A 17,854-nucleotide genomic window follows, 5' to 3' on the forward strand; every position below is an offset into this window, starting at 1 on the left:
GTTTTCTAAATATTGAATAGATTTCTTCTTCAACGGTTCATTAATTGACATACTTTTCCTTCACGACTCTTTCTTTATTTTTCAAAACCATTAGATAAGTTTCACTTTTCGTTTAGTTATCCGAGCCTTCAATGTTTTATAAGACATATTATTCAAAATATTTATATCATGCATACTTTGCACAGCATTAGCAAATCGGTATGAATTTTTACTACCGTTAGCTGCACATACTAGTGTGGGCGTATATGTGTTTTCGTACGGCTCTTAACGATCAAACAATCTGGTTTTAGGACTGTAACAAGACCTACAAAATTGGCAATCAATTCTGGAAATGGATTCATAAATTTACATTCAAAAAATGTCATTAAATGCGAGTTCGGAACAAAATCAACATTTTTATTATCAATGGCTTTTGATTGACTTGAGTTCTCATCAATTACGCAAATATCTGCAGTAATATAGCTGTCTTTATATGAAGCGCTCTCGCATTTCAAATTATGAACAATCCAAAACCTTTGATTATTTTTTTCTATTTCAAAATACGAAAAATTTTTTATATATCCACTAGTACTTAATTTATACTTAAATTGATTTCCATTGAACAATTGCATTGGCTTACAACTATAACCTAATTGTTCGTAAGCACGAACAACATCATTATAAATTTTCATTTCAAAAAAATCAGAGAAGCGAGATACAGCATTTTCTAAATCTTTTTTATATTTATTCAAAAAAAATCTAACAGAGGCATCAAAGCCTTGTTTTGTCCTATTCTTTTTATTTTTCATCATCTATTTCACTCCAAAAAAACGTTCAAAATCTAAAGTTGTCTCGATTTTAAGGAATCCTTTCCAATTTTGGAAACCTTTTTCCTCAAAAAAAACTTTGAGCATTCCATAAAACTGTGCAATGATTTGTGTATTCTTTTCAACGCCTGCGCTATCAAGAGAATAATGTCCCAAAGTTACTGACGAAACACCAAAACTGTGCATTCTTTTATAAAAATCTTTAGCATGCTCCAGCGGAGCCACAACCAACCTATACAAAAAAATTACTGAAACCAGAGTTTTCAAATCATCATACTCAAGGATGAATTTTTTTCCTTTACCTATTTTGTCATTTATCATATTAATGAAAACAGCATGCTGTTCCATAACATTTTTTCGTTCCATTCTAGGAACATAATGAAGAATTGTTTCTAATAATAAATCACGATTAGCCAAAATTAACCTCATTAAATTCCGCTCATATTATTTTTTCCCAAACCAATTTTACGCCAAATTCCTTAATTGTTTCTTCACTATCTCGCCCACTAATATTCTTACCCATAGCCACCTCAATTCTATCAAGGAGCCTCTTGGCTCGGTCTACGAAATACTCATCAAACATATTCTTTGATAAATATTCGTAATTCACTTTATGAGAAGAAATTGCAGAAACAATCATTTCTTTATCAAGTCCCTTATTCTTCATTGTCTTAAGATATTCACTTGGGGCGCGGCCACCAATAGAACGATTCGAAGATGCATAAATAGGAGTCTTGTTTACTACGGAATTCCACTTTTTTTGCGGATATTTTTGTTTTTCACAATATGCCTGGGGGAAAATGTGATGAATGTCTGTATCTTCATCCAAATACTTAGCAACATCCATCTTTTCGCCACTCATAAAATCAAGTGGCGAATCTTGCATTACAATAGCCATCACGCCCTTATACGCAGCACTATTTCTTGTTTGCATAGACAGCAATCTCGTAGGAACGAAACTTGCACGAGAAACAGTATCCGGGACTTCGCCGCCCTTGATCCATTTGAACATATCGGCAATATCTAGAGCAAAGCGAGCTTCATTTGCGCCGCCATAAAGTTCTCCAAAAACACCGCACCAATACCACTTTGCCAAAAGTTCTTTGTTTGATGCAAGCATAAATGCGCGATTATCTTTCTTTTCATTATCAACCGCAAAGATTGCTGCTAAAGGAACAAGTTGTGTTGTATAGGGCAAATCGTTTTCACGATATATTCCTTGATGAACAAGGAATGACGCAGCCGACTCAAACCCACTAATTAAGAAATCTCGATTTTCCTTATATTCTTTGAGATTCAATCTGAGAATGTCTCTCTTTTTACAAGAAACAGCACTCATTCCCTTAAGACTTTTCTTATAAGTAGTTAACAATGTCATTGCAGACAAGAAATTATCACCCGTAACATCATTAAGCACCTGCAATTTCTTATCCCTGAATGATTGGCTTATGCTATCCCAATCTGCGCGTAAATCAAATTCATCTGCAGCAAACGTAGCAGTAACCAATTCAAATACCGTTAAAGGGACGCCTCCAGTATTCACATTTTCAAATATTTGGCATACAGCTTCTTTAGGAGTGTTTTTCAATAGTTGTATTACAGGAATTACATAATCTTGAATCGGTCGAATAATTTTTTCTCGGAAATCTCTATATTTGTTCTTATAAGATTTATCGTTATCGTAATAATCGTCTAGTCCATCTTGCCAAGCATCCATATCCTTTGCGGAGAATACGCAATTCAACGGAAACATCAGCTGTTTGTATTCCATTTCCGGAGTAGATAAATCAAGCTCAATTTTACGACCTATTTCGGAAGTAATCTTTTTATTCTTTGAAGAATTCTTTTCATCTGCCGGCACAGATACAATGGCATCTAACCTATCAGCATTTGAATCCAAGCACTTTTCTATATCAAGATAATAGTACCTAAAAATAGTCTTGTCTTTATCCGTATCTAAACGAGTTTTTACCGGTTTCTTTGATTTAAATACCTGAAATAAGGTCGTTAAACGTTGTTGGCCATCAAGAACAAGCCATTCTGGCGATACCATTTTATCAAGGGAAACTCCCGTAAACAGTCTACTTTTGAAACGAATAGAATCTCCACCCGCCTGGAGAAACATTGCTGCGCCCATCGGATAACCTGACGAAATACTTTCAATCAGTTTGCAAATTTTAGTATCATCCCAAACCCAACTTCTTTGAAATTCCGGAAGTTGCGCCCCACCTTCTTCAACCAAACGAAGAAGATCTGCAAGTTTTTTATCGTGAGATTCTACGGACATAATTAAGTTCCTTATTCAAAATCAAAAGTATAAGTGCCTAAAGCCAGCACCTGCGTAAACTTTCTCGTTTGAGAATCGTATGACACTGATTGCGGCAAAAGTGCTTTCATAATTTCCTGATTTTGCACAAAGCAATTATGCCATTTACGTTTCATCAAGCGTCTAAAATATCTTATAACCGTACATTTATTGTCTTTTCCCAAACCACCCATCAGCATAACACAACGAAATAAGGATCTAGTCGCATATCGACGCCCTAATTTGAAGTGCTCATTCAAATCTGCTATACAATCTAACTGAAAGGTTCTTTCAATTGATTTTCTAGGAGGATTCTCTATCAAAAGAATTTCCAACAAATCATCAACTTTACTTCTTAAAGAAAAATCATCACAGTTTCGATCTAGCATATAAAACAAATCAAAGAGTTGACTACTCAACAGCTCAAATTTATGCGCCCCATAATAAACATTATTAGAAAATTGATCATTTCGCTTCATATACGTGCTTATCGCTTTTATAATTTCAACATGTGTCCTTAACCAGAAAAAAGTTCCTTGCTTCAAAAAACGTTCATAAACACTTGATAACTTTTCCAAGATGAATCCATACTGAATTACCATTTCAGGGCAAATATGTTCCGTTTTGAAACTTTCTAGGAGAAGTTCTTCATAGCAATTCAAAGTATCTTTATCAAACTGTTCATAATCACGATGCGAAAACTGCAACGCACTATTCATCGCAATTATAAAAGATTTTTCTCTCACAAATTCAGTCAAATCGCCTTGATAATATTTCATTATAGAGCGGCGATGAAAAGAATTTGGATTCATTATTGCACATCGGATAATATTTTTCAAAAAAGGCTGTTCATTTATAAAACCAATAACATCCCTATAAGCGTCCATAACAGCAAACGCAGAATAATAGTGACTGATGACTAAGCGATTGCATATTCTATCATCAGCCAAAATCAACAATGTAAGACAACCAAATCGTTCTGGCTTTTGTGCTTCTGCATTCTTAACTAGCAATTTTATAGAAGGAGCAACCTCACATAGCAGTTCATCATCTTTTCCTCTTTCGCAAAGATTCCTTATCCCAGTAAAAAAATGTTCAGCATTTTTTGGGGAATACAGAACGGGTTTATATGCACTACAAACAAACCAAACAAACGTGACCAAAAATAAAATAAACGCCACCAAACTCCACACAATAGGGCAGCCTAGGCAATAAAGCGAATAATGCTGTATAACCGTAGACAGAACAACAATAAGAACCGTCATCACCAAAAGAATCACAAACTTTTTATAGCCACGAACTTTTAAACGAAAGGTAATTTGAGGGTTCAATGTTGGAATAATAGCCATCACAAGAGAGGCTACTATTAGAATATCGCCTATGCCAATTAGTGACTCCAAAATTACTCCTTACATTTTGATTTGGCAGTTCTTAGGTGAGAAAGAAGTGAAGCATCCGATCATTCGAAAAAATCAACTTTCATTGTCCTAAACAGTTTTGACAATATCTTCTATTAGAACATTTTCACCACTTTCTTGATCTGTCTCAACATATACTAAGTTAACAGTTTCTTCAAAAACAGGTTTTGAAGAAACTTTAATTACACTTTCGCATTGAAAATTTCTACTTAAAAAGCGATACTTTATGTCGAAATTCGCTTCAGTTCGAGGAAGACGAATAAACGTTTTAATCCTTCGTCCATCACTAGGAACTAGTGCACCTTCACCATGATAAGTAATTTTATGAGATTCAATACAATAAGATTTTTGCATAAAGTTCAAACTAGAAATGGCAAGGCCTTCTTTCACAACGTTATCTTCTACGAAATTACAGTCGTCACCAGCCAAGCCAACGAACAATTTATAATCATCAAAAGTTTCATTTCCGTCATTATAAAATGTGATTGACAAAAGGACCAATGAATGATTCTCTTTTTTCTCAGAATTCCAAAACAATTTAGCAGGTCTCAAAGTTTCAACAACACTATTTTCCCCGCATAATTTGGCAATAGCACTTTGGCCCTCATCAAACAAAGGGGTTTTCACGGGAATTCTTTTTATACGTTTCGTAATTTTTTTCGCATATCGAGGAGTTAAAACTAAATCTTTTTCAACATCATTTATTTTTACAAGTAATGAATTTTTTTCAACAAATCCTTGTCCATTCACATACCATTCATAGGTATTCTTGTTTTCTTCAATCAAATCAACAATATCTTCCCAAGAATATAGCTCAATAGAAAAGTTCCCTTGGGTTCGGCTTTCAACATCCTTTTCCCTTATATAGGTTTCTATTTTTTCATCCTTATTTGCAGTAGTCGTAAAGATGAAGCGTTTCAATTTAGGCTTAAATGTTAATGCTTTTTGTATTTCTTGATCAATTTCATCTTCGGTTAACTGCGCATTAGTATAATCATCTTTTCCCTTACATTGTATTCCGCAATAATCTATTTCTCCTTTTGGAACTCCATATACATCCACACCATGCTGGCTTTGACCAGCACGACCATTTTTCTTAATTGAAGGACATTCCCAAATTTCGCCCCATAGTTTCTTACATAAATCTTCAAAATCTTGCCAGTGTTCCGGCTTTCTCATTGTTTTTTTCATACAATTCACATTCCGTTAATTAAAGCACCATTCTCATACGCGAATTCTTCTTTCTGAACAAAATAATTTTCACCTACAAGTTTATGCACAGACACTCGACAGTTTTGAGAAGAAGATATCTCTTTGCTTAAAATCTCCAGAACATCAGCATCCATTCCTTCTGTCATATATTTACGGAGTTGTTTCCCTTCTGCAGTCAAAGACATTGAATAGGTCATTTCAAATTTTTCAACATCCTTCCAAACTCTCAAAAAGCAATTAGGATAAGGAATGAGGATACATGTTTTATCACCAATTTTTCTTCTTCCGTAACTACGATACTCGCCAAAACCAGAAGCAAATCGCGCAAGCCCTAGGTTTTCTAGCATTTGTTGATTGTGTAGATTGATTTTGAAAAAAGAGGAATCAGACATCATCAATCCAACATGATTAAAAAGATACCCGTCACTAGAAAAATACCTGACAAATTTGCCAAAGAAATCTAAATCTTCCGTAGACAGGTCACCAAGCGTTCGAATAAATCTTGCCGAGACACTTCCGTGAGTTTTCGTTTCAAATTCAAGAACTTTAGCAAGAATTTGCTGTTTCAACGGATTAGAAGTCATTTTAGCCCGTTCTAACCACAGGAGCCACCAATCTGGATCCATATCCTTATCATCAACTTCTTCCGACTTCGTTTCCTTTGTATTTTCACAAAATTGACTTAATACGGAAACAATGTTCAGACTTTTTTGACCATCTGATTGCACATCAATGATATGCCCCATAATAAGCTTTCGTTCATTTTCATCTTGAAACTGATTAATAAAATTTACTTGATATGCAGGATCATTTAAAATTCGATACTCATTCAAAAATTTTTCATGAACAGCTTTTTCCGTTTGTTCTTTGCGTTCTTCGTAACGAATAACATCGCCAAGTATAGGGATTTTTTTCACAAGTGCATAAAAGCCTTCCGATGCACCTGCCACAGCACCAACGGCATTTGTCAATGAATCCATAATGTTCTCCTTTTATACAATTACAAGATGCAACCTCTACACTCTAAAATCTAAATCCTACACCTCAATTTGGCCGGTCATGAGGAGCGGGAGAAGGGTGTTGCGTTGGGTGGTTAATGTTTCGATTTGTTGCGAATTTACCAATTGCTTTTTAAACAATGGTGTAACCTGAGAACTGAATCTTTTCATGGTCTCTTCATCGGGAATCGCAATTCTACTTTGATTCAAATGGTCTGTTGTAATATGCCCCATTGTTGTTTTACGGGCTTCAGCCATTCTTTTAAAATTTCCAATATAATCTTTCAATTGGAAGTAAACGAAATACAATGAGAAATATTCTTTAGGAGTAACTTTGAAAATGTGTTGATTCAAACCACCTTTAACACCATTCCACATCATCACTTCTAAAGATGCTGACCATGAGAATAGTAAATCACCAGGATTGACAATAACTTTTTCGGGGATGTCACTTCTTACAAACTCGGTGTCGGCGGTAATGCCTTCATGCATTTCTCGGATTTTGATAACAGGCAATTTATATTTTTCTGTTGTCGGTCTATATTTCTGACAAGCCAGTCCATTTGTAAAATCAGCAATTCGATAAAGATTATCAATTTCCCAACCTACAGGGATGTTGCGGTTGAGGGTTTTGTTGTAGGTGGTTTGGTGGCCGGCGCATTGGAGGAAGGTGTAGTCGTAGATTGTTTTGGCGGTTTGTTCCAGCACGCGATTCTGGGCTCGGAGATTTTCAATATAATCATCTAGCGCCGAAAGGACCGCAGCAATTTTCTTTTGCTCCGAAAGCGAGGGCACAAAAATTGGAAAATCTGCTATTTGTTTACCACTTATATGAGGGATCGAAGAGCCTGTCTTTATAGTATTCACATATTCAATAAATCTAGGCGAAGAAATATACTGCCAAATATATTTCTGGTCATACCCTTTTTTTGCGCGAACACAAGCAACTCGCTGAACAAGAATTAATGGTAAGTCTTCTTTTTTTACAATTGCAAAATTTTTCCCAACTTTCGACCCATCCATTCCAATCACTATATCATACTCTTTCAAATAATACGGTGTCAAACCATCTGTTAAATCACTCCACCAACGAGAGTCGTTTCCAAATCTTAAAAATCGTTCCGATACATTCATCCCCCGAACAAGACGAACCCCGTTTCCTTCTGTATTGAATTTTTCACTTTCAAAAGGAAACCCCACTAATATGTCCGCCACATCACCCAACTTATACTTTGTCATTTCCATACCATCACCTTCCTCGAAGGATTCTTTCTGATCGAATTATTCTGAACTCTTTTTCTATACGATCTTTTTTCGTTCCTTCAAAAATGGGAAAAGGAGAAGCGTTCGCTCTTCTTTCCGCTTCCTGCCAATCAAGTTGTTCTTGGCATTTTTCTTGTTTTCGCTTCAGCTCAACCAATTGCTCTTTTTCTTCTTTTTTTTTCTCAGTCTGTTCTGCAAATTCAAGTTGTTTTTTTGCAAGCTCTCTTGAAACCTTAATAGAATGTATTGACACAAAAAGAGCTATCAAACTAATGAGGATAGCGATAACGTTCACAATCACTTCCATATTCACTTCCCCACGAATTTCAAATTGGCGAGCTGTTTCTGAATTTGCTTATCCAGTGTGACACCTTCTTTGGAAAGGGTTTCTAGTTCCTTGGCGAAGCCCTTTATCTTGGCCTTGAATTCTTCGGGAGTAATCTCTACGTATTCCACCTTGATATCAAAGTATTGGCCTGCGCTCAGACTGTAGCCCTTTTCCCTGATATCCTTGTATGTCACGGCAACAGAGAAATCTTCCACCGTTTTCTTTTTGCGGAAGGTGGTTACAATCTTCTCGATTTCTTCGGAGCGTAAACGACGCTTCTGGTTGTTGCCTTCCTTGTATTCTTCACCAAGCTTGCTGGCATCAATCAAAATCACCTTGTCGGAATCTTTCTTGGGCGATTTGTCGAAGAACAGCACAGAAACGTTGGTTCCGGTATTCGCAAACACGTTACTCGGCATGCTGACCACGCCACTAACGATATGCTTGTCGGTAATGTATTCCAGAATTTTCTTTTCAACACCGGACTTGCTGGTAATAAAGCCCGTAGGGATAACGATTGCGCCCTTTCCTTCGGCCTTTATGGAATTAATCACGTGCTGGATAAAGCAGGTGTAAATGGCCATCTTGGGTTTGTTGGGGTCAACCTTCTTTACCTTGTTGGGGATTCCCGCCCAAAAGCGGACACTGTCTGCCGCCAGGGTGTCGGAATACTCAGGGAAATCAAGCTTGAACGGCGGATTACTTACCACAAAGTCAAACTTCTTGAGGCTTCCATCCTTTTCTACATGGGCGGGTTCCAAAAGGGTATTCCCCTGCACCACATTAGGCAAACTGCCTACCAGATTGTTCAAGATTAAATTCAGTCGCAGCATTTCGCTGGACTTGTCCGAAATATCCTGGCTGTAAATGGAGCAGCGGTCCTCGCCCACCTGGTGCGCAAGCGCCATAAGGAGCGTGCCGGTACCAGCACTGGGGTCGTAACAGGTTGCTCCCTTGTATTCGGTTTCGGGATCCACCAAAAGTTGAGCCATCACCTGGGCAATTGCTCGGGGAGTAAAGTATTCCGCATACTTACCGCCACCGGCATTGTTGTAATCCTTAATCAGGTATTCAAAAATGCCGCTGAAAAAGTCATACTTTTCGTTAAAAACTTCTTCAAAGTTAAATTCCGCGATGTTCTTTACCAACGCCTTGGCAAAATCATCGCGCTTACCAATGTCAGTGACATAGGGCGTAACGGCAGCAAAGATATTCACCTTCGCCTTGCCCGAAGTCACCACCGAAAACTGGTCCTGGTTATAGGTCGCGATATCAACCAAAGTGGAATCTAGCAACGCCGAGAAATCGCCCTGAGTCGAAGCATTGTATAAATGGCTCAAAGTCTGATGCGGCTTGATTAAGGGGATGCCTCCGCCCATATAAGAGAACAAATCCTCGACTTCTTCGTCGGTAAAGGAATCGTATTCAACATCCCACTTTTCCGCTTTGCTCAAGCGCTTTTTATAAGGAGTCTTTTGGTTCTTGGCTTCAAAGGCAAACTTGTCGTTAAAGAACTTGTAAAGGAAAATCTCCGTGATTATCTTGTATTCGTTGCCGCCATTTGCAAGGCCATACGCACCCGTCGTACTTTTAAGGGAATCAATAAGGGCTATGGTTTTGGCTTTGAGTTCTTCGGTGTTCATTTACACTCCATAACTATTATACTGATTGATGTATTCATTAGAAATCAGGTTGCTAATGAATTTGCGGTCATCAAGACTTGCAGTCAAATCAAGGTCCATGAACTTGTGGCTTACGCAGCCCAAAATATCCTTACGGAGTTTGTCCTCGTTTTCCACAATTCCCGGATTCTTTTCAAACAGGTCGTCGGCAGAGTCCTTGATTTCGATAAGGCTTTTCTGAATTTCGAATTCTTCCTTAGCAAGCAAGGGTCTTTCCTTCTTATCGCTTTGGGCACGCACTTCATTTGCTTCTACAATTCGCTTGTGAATGCGGACAAATTTCTCATCGTCCTTGTAATGGGACTTTAGCGCGCGATTCTTGCGATTGATTTCCTTGATTTTAGACATTACGTCTTTCAAGTAGAAAATGCTGCCTTCGGCTTCAGTTTTGTCTTTAGGAATGTAGCCGTGTTCCCTGAAATACTTTTTGAATTCTTCAATAAGGTTGACAAACTTGTCTTCTTTCTTATCGAAGTTGGCATCAAATTCGGCACGGACCTTTTCGGCTTCTTCCCTAAGGCTATTGATGATAATCTTGAGTTCTTCTGAAATGCCCTTGCGGAATTCAAAATCCAGACTATCAAGAATCGTATTGATTATGCCCGACACATCTTCGCTATGGTCGTTGCCTTCCTTGAAGTTAATAGCAGCAATACGGCGTTCCACTTCACGCAGCAAAACAGGAATGCCACCGGGCAGCATGTTCTTATACTTGTCCTGCAGTTCAACGTTCCCGCTGGAACGGATTCTGTTGCCCAGGCCCTTTGCATCTTCAAGAATTTTACGAAGGTGGTACAAAGGTTCCTTGTCTTCAATTCCATCAATGACTTCGCGGAATTCTTCGTAATTCTCGGTAGGGAAATTCCACAAGAAATCCGTCAGTTCCTTAATCTGCAGCTTGACTTCTTCGGGATTTTCAATAATCACCTGGCCCGGGTCAGCGGAAAGTTCCAAGCCAGAATCTTCTGTAGTCTTGTTCAGTTCCCGCAGGTAACGGTCGTTGGTGGCATCAAAGTTTTCCTTGATGTCAACAAAGTCCACCACGTAGCCGTATTTGAAATCCTTATACGGGCGATTGACACGAGTCAGCGCCTGCAACAAATCGTGACCATCGAGTTTGCGACCAAGATACAACTTTTTCAAGCGGTTTGCGTCAAAACCCGTAAGCAACATTTTATTGACAATCAAAAAGTCCGTCGTCATGTTCTTCTTGTAGTCAACAATGTATTCCTTGCGTTCCTTCTTGTCTCCTTCGTCATGGAGAATCAGGGACGCCTTCAACGGTTTTTCAAAGAAAGAAGCGTTGTAATGCATCAGCTTTTCTGCCGCCATGTTTGCGACTTCTTCTCTCTTTTTCTCAATGACGCTTAATGCAAAATCGTAGCGTTCGTTCCACAACTCAAAAAGTTTACGGGCCTGGTCGTTGGTTTTGCAAACAATCATCGCACCAATAGACTTGTCGTCGCATTCAACGCGGAAAGAGGTAAAATCATCGATGATATAATCCAGCAAGGCGTTCAAATACTTTGGATGCTCAATGATTTTATCCTTATCGATATCGCTCTTTTTGACTTGAATCTGGTTTGCCGAATTGTTTTCAAGCTCATCAAGAATCCCCTGCAAAGTTTCTTTGTAGTGGGTTTCAATGGGTTCACGCATCAACTTAAGCGTGTAACCGTCCGCAATTGACTTGTCGTAATAGTAGGTGTGAATGTAATCGCCAAACACGCGCCAGGATTCACGTTCTTCACGAAGCAGCGGAGTGCCCGTAAGGGCGAGCTTTATTGCATGTTTGTCGGCACTCAAAAGGTTTGCAAGGAACGCACCTTCGGGATTGTAACCTCGGTGAGCCTCGTCAATAAAGAATATTCGTTGCAGGTTTGTGTTGTAGCCCGCAGAAATATCTACTGGGGCCTTGTCTTCGGCAAATTTCTGGATATTCACCACGGTGATTTCCAGCCTACCGTCGGCACTTTTTACCAGCTGCGTATTCTTGATATCTGCCATGAGTTGTGCGCGGTCTTCTACAGTCTGCACAACAAGTCCACGAGCGGCAAACTCGTCGCACGCCTGTTCCATCAGGTCGATTCTATCCACGATGAAATAGAACTTGGCGGGAATAGACTTCTTCGCAAAATAGTCGGTGAGGCTCTTTACGGAGTAATAAGCCAAAGCCGTCTTGCCGGAGCCCTGCGTATGCCAAATGATTCCACTCTTTACGCCTTCATCCAATTTTTTACGGATGGCAAAAGAAGCGAAAAGTTGCTGGTAACGCATTACATGTTTTTCAAGCGTCTTAATCTTTTCGCCGTCGTCTTTTTCGACAGTCTTTTCTACATAGGCAAAACCATAACGAAGCAGGAACAAGAAACGTTCCTTGCTCAGCAACGAAGTCAGAATGCGGTTCGTGGGAGTAGTCACCTTGCAATTCGTAGCATACTCCGGATGGCACTTGAGGGAAAGGCAATTTCTGTGCTTAAGAATCAGTTTTTCAGTGTCTTCCGAAACCTCTTGATACGAATACTTGGGGCCAAACTTTTCGTCTTCTTCGCGGAACACATTGAAAAACGCTTTCTGCTTACCAATGCAGGCGTAGAACGCACCCTGGACAGGAACACGATTCGCATTGTCGTATTCTTGATTGTTGCTAAAAATCATCAGCTGGGTGATGTTCAGAAAACGCCTAAAACTTTTGTTGGGCAAACGTTTCTGGTTAGTACGGCTTTGCTCGGCAACAATGCCTTCCGCATTATTCGGCTTTTTCACTTCGATAAAAGCCAAAGGCAACCCGTTCACAAAACACGTTATATCTGGGCGGAAACTATCACCCGTCTCCTGATTCTCGCAAGGAAGTTCCGTCGTCACGAGCCAGCTATTGTTCTCCGGATTTTCGAAATCAATCAGCTTGATTCCAGAATTCGAAGAAAGCACCTGGTAAAATTCACGACCAAGATCGTCGCTGCCAAGCTTGCTCAACGCAAACTTCGCAAAAATTTGAAGGTCGTGGAGCTTTTGCTCCGGATTTAAACGAACAAGTGCTTTTAGGAATTCATCGGTAAGAACGTTATTGTTCTTGTCTAGCCTACCTACCGGAGTTTCTTCGCCGCATTCAGCAAAATAGGTGTAACCCAAACGGCACAGATGAAGTGCCGCCGGGACCTGAACTCTAGTACATTCGTTAAATCCAGCCATAATCTTTAACTCAAAAACCGGCTTGCCCAAGAGGGCAAACCTTATGTTGACAATATACCTTAATAATATGGGGGATAATTCTATGTTTTTGGAGAAATAGCGTTTTTCAGGAAAAAAGCTCTCTCCGACATCAGTTTTCGGACGTAACAGACGCCAATAAGTAAAATTATTTTAACTAAATGCTATTTTTGGCCTAAAAACGGCAAATCATCCACCATTGTTCAAAAACTTTTGAACATTTTTATTAAATCGCTATTGACTCGTGCTTTTTGATATTGTATATTTGAACATAGAAAATAAATCAAAATTCAAACACAACAACATCAGTAAATCACGAGGCGCCGCCATGAAAAACAACATCCTTAAGTTAGAAATGTTCGAAGCCGTATGCAAGTGCGGCCACGTCGGGAAATCGCATTACGTAATCATCAGTTTCCCCTTGATGGCGCAGTCCAAGAAAGACGCCGCCAGAATCGCTCGCGGGATGCCGCGCGTAAAGCACGACTACCAAGATGCCATTTTGAACGTTTTCAATATTGACCAGAAGCGCTACTTTGAACTGCTTGAAACCAACGACCGCGACCCCTATCTTCATTGCACCTGCATTCAGGATCAGAATATGCTCGACCTGTCTGACCGATTAATGGACGAAGACCGTTCGAATCATTACACTTCCCGCAAAGAAGAAAACAAAAAGTCATTCTATTGCAACAAGCAAAAAATCCGCAACCAGAAAAAATACATGACTCGTTACTACGACTTTGAGAAAATCAGCAACTACAACACCATTGAATACAACGACATTGCATAATGGAGACAACCATGACGAAAAAAAGATTAGGCGACATTTCTAAAATTACCGGTGGCCAAATCACTTCCAGGCTGGAAAAGAAAGAAATCGACGATCTCTTTGAGATTGTACGCGAATCCGACAAGCCAAAGATTACATGCGAAGCTCTTGTTCTTGTACCCAGAGCAATTTCGAATGGTTTTGTGGACAAATCTTCTTTGATGAAAATCGTTTGCGAAAAAGAAACCAAAAAAGAACTCGACGCAACGGACTTGACTTCATACGTTGACGAAAGCAAAATTACGAAAGCAAACACTTTGGTTTTGAAGTTGTCCACGCCGTACGACGCCTGCGTTATCACGAAAGATGACGAGAACCTGATCGTCTCATCTTTTTGCGCATCCCTGACGCTTACGGATAAAGACGTTGACTTACTTTATGTTCTCGCCTTTTTGAATTCAAAACCATACCAAGACCAAATCAAGGACCTCGCAGCAGGTTCCGCCATCCCTTTAATTTCTGTAGGAGCAATCGAAAATGTACAGATTCCTCTTCCGTCTAAAGAGGAACAAAAACAAATTGGAAAGGATTTCATAAACACTATGAAAAAAATCAAACTCATTAATAAAGTCATCGCTTTGGAAAGCGAAAAAATGAACTCTATTTTCTACGGAATGGAGGGATAAGAAGATGGATAAAAATAAAAGTTTTGCAAATGACTTTATTCACGGAATGCTTCTCAATGGGGCTCCTGATGATCGTTTAATTCCATATTCTGGTGCAAAAAAGACCTTGATTGAATTGCTTTTTTTCAAAGCAATGATGACAAAGTCTGATTTTGCGAACATGCAAGGTCAAGAAGACTTCAATGTAATGCTCGACTTCATGCGTATGTGCACCTCCGGCGGAGATGGATACGACGAAGCGATTACAGCAAAGACATTAAACATGTTCGAAAGGAACCACGGACTTCCCTGCGGAACTCTTGAAATAGATTCCTTTAAGAATCTTTTGCGTAATCATTGGTATCTCATCCATGAGACTTTCTCTTTAAACATTTCCTCGCTGGAAGGCGATTACGCAACAAGCTTGGCAGATTTAATCACCCGTCCTCAAGACAACAAGGACTCCGCGAACACCTATCTTTATTACACAAACGAAAGTCTTCAACAATTAGCAGCAGGAATCCTGAAAGTCAAGAACAATGAAACATTTATGGATTGTTGTTGCGGAATGTTTTCTTCAGCGCTTTACAACGACGCAGCAAATTACATCGGCGTTGAATTGGACAAAGAAATTGCCGGCATCGCGGCAATGATCCTGATTATGGCCAAGAAGAAATTCAACATCAAACACGAAAACTTCTTGGATTACAAAGATAAAAATGTTGCAGACAAAATTCTTGCCGATATTCCCTGCGGCACAGGAACGCCCCAAACGGAGAATCGTCCTTACGGCAAAAATACCGAAGCTTATTGTATTGAGAACGTTGTCAACGCTCTTAAAGATGGCGGCAAGGCTGTAGTCGTCTGCTTTGGATCGATTTTGAGCAAACAGGATTCTTCGAAAAAATTGCGCGAGGCTCTTACGAAAGATCACTTGCAGGCAGTAGTCGTTTTGCCTCCGATGAGCAATGGCACAAAATCAAATACCAATTTGATCGTTCTGCAAAAAAATTGCCATGCCAAGGAAATCAAGTTCATCAACGCATCGAATCTTGACATCAAGAACAAGAACAGATTGACGCTGAACGAATCTGATATATCAGACATCATCAAATGCCTAGATGGCGAAAATGCTAATTGTTTTTCCGCAAGCATCCCTGTCGAAGATATTTTGAAATCCGATAGCATTTCTTGGACTCCGAACAGCTACGTAAAGGGAGATGAGAAAAGCAAAGGGCGTTCCATTGAAGAAATTGATAATGATTTGAAAGAAACCTACAAGAAACTTAAAGACTTGTTTCTGAGTTAATTGTTGTTGTTCATTCTCATAATCGCTCGCCGACGGCGGGCGTTTTTTTTGCAGTCGGGGCGTTGCGGGGTGTCCCCGCTAGAAGGGGTAGCGAGCAACGGAGTGCGAGCGAGGGGAAGGCATTCTCCTCAAAAAACACCATTACACCTTGACATATTATAGCATATATGCTATATTTAATGCGTGGAGTTCAAGTTTTTTCCAAATATTCGCAATTATGACCCCGAAAACACGGAGCCTAAAGACGAAATAGGTGATGTCGGAAGAGAATTGGAGGATTTGTCAAAGCGGCGTCCCGATCTGTATTTGCGCGTAAAGAGTTTTTTGCTGATGTTAAAGAGAGTTTTAGATCTAACTCCGTATTTGCAGAACAGTCAAATTTATAGGTTCCCTAAAGAATATGACGGTCTCTATGAAATGCGGATTCCCAAGCAGGCGCGAGGTGGTGTCTTTAGAATATATTTTTGTATGTCGTTGCGCGAGTTGAACACTTTGATTTTGTTGTGTGCGGAATTGAAGCATAAAAAGGAACCTATGAAATTGGCAACGGCTTTCAGCAAATTGAAGCAATATAGGGAACTTGTCAAACAAGGAGCGATGCTATGAAAAAGAACCAAGTCCTAGATTTCATGGACACTCTTGAAAAGGGTGACAAAAAGCTTGACTCGTATGCGAAAATGTACGAGGCTCTGTCGGCGTTCCTGACGGATTTCGACTTCTTGAAAGATTCCTTGGGTTTGACTCAGCAGGATGTCGCCGAGAAGATGGGCACCACGCAGAGCGCCATCTCTCGCATAGCATCGCTGAAAACGAATCCATCCTACAAACAGTTGCAGAAGATGGCGGAGGCTGTCGGTGGCGAACTCCTTGTCACCCCGATGAAAAGCATGACCGTCCAGGTACCTTACGACATGCAAGAGTCCGTGCGCAAACTGGCCGCAAGCGAGAACAAGTCGACAAGCGATTACCTGGAAGGCGTTTTTCGCAACGCCATAGAGTTGGAACGCTCTAGCTATATGCACCGAACACTCGCATTGAGCAAAGTTTGCGAACCGAGGACTGTATACAATTGCCACGGCAGAAAGCCTAAGCGGAAAATGAAATAATTTACCCTAACTGTCCGGGCAGCACGAACTTTTCCTTCGGCGGGAATTCTACGTCGTACTTCTCGAACGCCTCGGGGTTTCGCATGGCGACAAAGTACGGTTCGGGGTCGCGGTAGCTGCCGGTGATTCCGTTGAGGAACCCTTCTTGCAGTTCCTTGCAGAGGAAGTAAGGCGCGTCGCTTTCGGGGTCGTCGGCGTAGCGGATTCCCCTGGTGCTCGCGACCACAAAGCCGCTCTTGCCGTAGAACGCGATGTTCCCGCAAATCAGGAGGCAGCCCGCGCCCATCTCGGTGGCAATTCGCATGGAATGGTCGAGCAATGTTTTCCCGTATCCCTTGCGCTTGTAGTCGGGGCGGATGCTGATGGGCCCGAAGGTCATCATGCGGATTTTGCGTCCGTCGTCGGCGTCGATGTGCGACCACGCGTACATCACGTGCCCGATGATTTCGCCGTCCACTTCCAGCACGAGCGAGAGTTCCGGCACAAAGTCGGGCTCGCTCCTGTAGCAGTGCAGCACGTAATGCTCGGTGCATCCGGGACGGTACACGTTCCAGAAGGCTTCGCGGGTAAGGTTTTCGACGGTCTTAAAGTCGCGCGGTTGTTCCGTGCGGATGGTGTAATTTTTCATTGTTTATCTCCAGGTTGAATTTTTATGACGGGCATAAAAATCGCCTTGGAAGACGGCCCAAGGAATGTCTCCCAAGGCCCTAGACAATGAACCAAAATTTGCTAAACAGCATCCAGTCTCCGTAAATTGGTACTAGCGGGAATATAGAATTT

The 17,854-nt window shown here is 40.4% G+C and carries 16 protein-coding genes; 5 read left to right on the plus strand and 11 right to left on the minus strand.

Annotated features, from left to right (window positions below):
- Positions 1-230: 230 nt before the first annotated feature.
- From IKB43_01295 to IKB43_01340, 10 genes are all read right to left on the minus strand, one after another.
- Positions 231-791: a hypothetical protein gene (locus tag IKB43_01295; GenBank protein ID MBR2468780.1), complete on the minus strand. Its 561-nt coding sequence runs from the start codon at positions 789-791 to the stop codon at positions 231-233.
- On the minus strand, positions 792-1,223 hold the full coding sequence (locus IKB43_01300; protein MBR2468781.1) for a hypothetical protein: 432 nt from the start codon (positions 1,221-1,223) through the stop codon (positions 792-794).
- Between the two features lie 22 nt (positions 1,224-1,245).
- Complete coding sequence (locus tag IKB43_01305) at positions 1,246-3,093, minus strand: DUF262 domain-containing protein (GenBank protein MBR2468782.1); 1,848 nt, start codon at positions 3,091-3,093, stop codon at positions 1,246-1,248.
- 11 nt (positions 3,094-3,104) lie between these two features.
- On the minus strand, positions 3,105-4,511 hold the full coding sequence (locus IKB43_01310; protein ID MBR2468783.1) for a hypothetical protein: 1,407 nt from the start codon (positions 4,509-4,511) through the stop codon (positions 3,105-3,107).
- A gap of 87 nt (positions 4,512-4,598) precedes the next feature.
- On the minus strand, positions 4,599-5,720 hold the full coding sequence (locus IKB43_01315) for a hypothetical protein (GenBank protein MBR2468784.1): 1,122 nt from the start codon (positions 5,718-5,720) through the stop codon (positions 4,599-4,601).
- Between the two features lie 5 nt (positions 5,721-5,725).
- On the minus strand, positions 5,726-6,721 hold the full coding sequence (locus IKB43_01320) for a DUF2806 domain-containing protein (protein ID MBR2468785.1): 996 nt from the start codon (positions 6,719-6,721) through the stop codon (positions 5,726-5,728).
- A 57-nt stretch (positions 6,722-6,778) separates the two neighbouring features.
- A complete protein-coding gene (locus IKB43_01325) occupies positions 6,779-7,984 on the minus strand; it encodes a restriction endonuclease subunit S (GenBank protein ID MBR2468786.1) in 1,206 nt (401 codons plus the stop codon).
- Between the two features lie 4 nt (positions 7,985-7,988).
- Complete coding sequence (locus tag IKB43_01330) at positions 7,989-8,309, minus strand: hypothetical protein (GenBank protein ID MBR2468787.1); 321 nt, start codon at positions 8,307-8,309, stop codon at positions 7,989-7,991.
- A 2-nt stretch (positions 8,310-8,311) separates the two neighbouring features.
- Positions 8,312-9,973, minus strand: coding sequence for an SAM-dependent DNA methyltransferase (locus tag IKB43_01335; protein MBR2468788.1), 1,662 nt, complete (start codon positions 9,971-9,973; stop codon positions 8,312-8,314).
- Positions 9,974-13,204 carry a type I restriction endonuclease subunit R gene (locus IKB43_01340; GenBank protein ID MBR2468789.1) on the minus strand — a complete coding sequence of 1,077 codons (3,231 nt, stop codon included), beginning with the start codon at positions 13,202-13,204 and terminating at the stop codon, positions 9,974-9,976.
- 346 nt (positions 13,205-13,550) lie between these two features.
- On the opposite strand from IKB43_01340, the gene IKB43_01345 reads away from it, so the two are divergent.
- The 5 genes from IKB43_01345 (at position 13,551) to IKB43_01365 (ending at position 17,074) form a co-directional block, all read left to right on the plus strand.
- Positions 13,551-14,015 carry a hypothetical protein gene (locus tag IKB43_01345; GenBank protein ID MBR2468790.1) on the plus strand — a complete coding sequence of 155 codons (465 nt, stop codon included), beginning with the start codon at positions 13,551-13,553 and terminating at the stop codon, positions 14,013-14,015.
- Positions 14,016-14,026: 11 nt separating this feature from the next.
- Complete coding sequence (locus IKB43_01350) at positions 14,027-14,680, plus strand: restriction endonuclease subunit S (protein MBR2468791.1); 654 nt, start codon at positions 14,027-14,029, stop codon at positions 14,678-14,680.
- Between the two features lie 4 nt (positions 14,681-14,684).
- A complete protein-coding gene (locus tag IKB43_01355; GenBank protein MBR2468792.1) occupies positions 14,685-15,968 on the plus strand; it encodes an N-6 DNA methylase in 1,284 nt (427 codons plus the stop codon).
- A gap of 183 nt (positions 15,969-16,151) precedes the next feature.
- A complete protein-coding gene (locus IKB43_01360) occupies positions 16,152-16,574 on the plus strand; it encodes a hypothetical protein (protein MBR2468793.1) in 423 nt (140 codons plus the stop codon).
- Positions 16,571-17,074, plus strand: a complete 504-nt coding sequence (locus IKB43_01365; protein MBR2468794.1) for a helix-turn-helix transcriptional regulator — start codon at positions 16,571-16,573, stop codon at positions 17,072-17,074. Before IKB43_01360 ends, IKB43_01365 begins: the two co-directional genes overlap by 4 nt.
- 1 nt (position 17,075) lies before the next feature.
- Here the strand turns inward: IKB43_01365 and IKB43_01370 are convergent, their stop codons facing one another.
- Positions 17,076-17,702 carry an N-acetyltransferase gene (locus IKB43_01370; protein MBR2468795.1) on the minus strand — a complete coding sequence of 209 codons (627 nt, stop codon included), beginning with the start codon at positions 17,700-17,702 and terminating at the stop codon, positions 17,076-17,078.
- Positions 17,703-17,854 lie beyond the last annotated feature (152 nt).

Source organism: Fibrobacter sp., assembly GCA_017503015.1.
GTDB lineage: Bacteria > Fibrobacterota > Fibrobacteria > Fibrobacterales > Fibrobacteraceae > Fibrobacter.

Coding starts and splice junctions, on each gene's coding strand:
- IKB43_01295 (MBR2468780.1), bottom strand. CDS start 791: ATGATGAAAAATAAAAAGAATAGGACAAAACAAGGCTTTGATGCCTCT.
- IKB43_01305 (MBR2468782.1), bottom strand. CDS start 3,093: ATGTCCGTAGAATCTCACGATAAAAAACTTGCAGATCTTCTTCGTTTG.
- IKB43_01315 (MBR2468784.1), bottom strand. CDS start 5,720: ATGAAAAAAACAATGAGAAAGCCGGAACACTGGCAAGATTTTGAAGAT.
- IKB43_01320 (MBR2468785.1), bottom strand. CDS start 6,721: ATGGATTCATTGACAAATGCCGTTGGTGCTGTGGCAGGTGCATCGGAA.
- IKB43_01325 (MBR2468786.1), bottom strand. CDS start 7,984: ATGGAAATGACAAAGTATAAGTTGGGTGATGTGGCGGACATATTAGTG.
- IKB43_01330 (MBR2468787.1), bottom strand. CDS start 8,309: ATGGAAGTGATTGTGAACGTTATCGCTATCCTCATTAGTTTGATAGCT.
- IKB43_01335 (MBR2468788.1), bottom strand. CDS start 9,973: ATGAACACCGAAGAACTCAAAGCCAAAACCATAGCCCTTATTGATTCC.
- IKB43_01340 (MBR2468789.1), bottom strand. CDS start 13,204: ATGGCTGGATTTAACGAATGTACTAGAGTTCAGGTCCCGGCGGCACTT.
- IKB43_01345 (MBR2468790.1), top strand. CDS start 13,551: ATGAAAAACAACATCCTTAAGTTAGAAATGTTCGAAGCCGTATGCAAG.
- IKB43_01350 (MBR2468791.1), top strand. CDS start 14,027: ATGACGAAAAAAAGATTAGGCGACATTTCTAAAATTACCGGTGGCCAA.
- IKB43_01355 (MBR2468792.1), top strand. CDS start 14,685: ATGGATAAAAATAAAAGTTTTGCAAATGACTTTATTCACGGAATGCTT.
- IKB43_01365 (MBR2468794.1), top strand. CDS start 16,571: ATGAAAAAGAACCAAGTCCTAGATTTCATGGACACTCTTGAAAAGGGT.
- IKB43_01370 (MBR2468795.1), bottom strand. CDS start 17,702: ATGAAAAATTACACCATCCGCACGGAACAACCGCGCGACTTTAAGACC.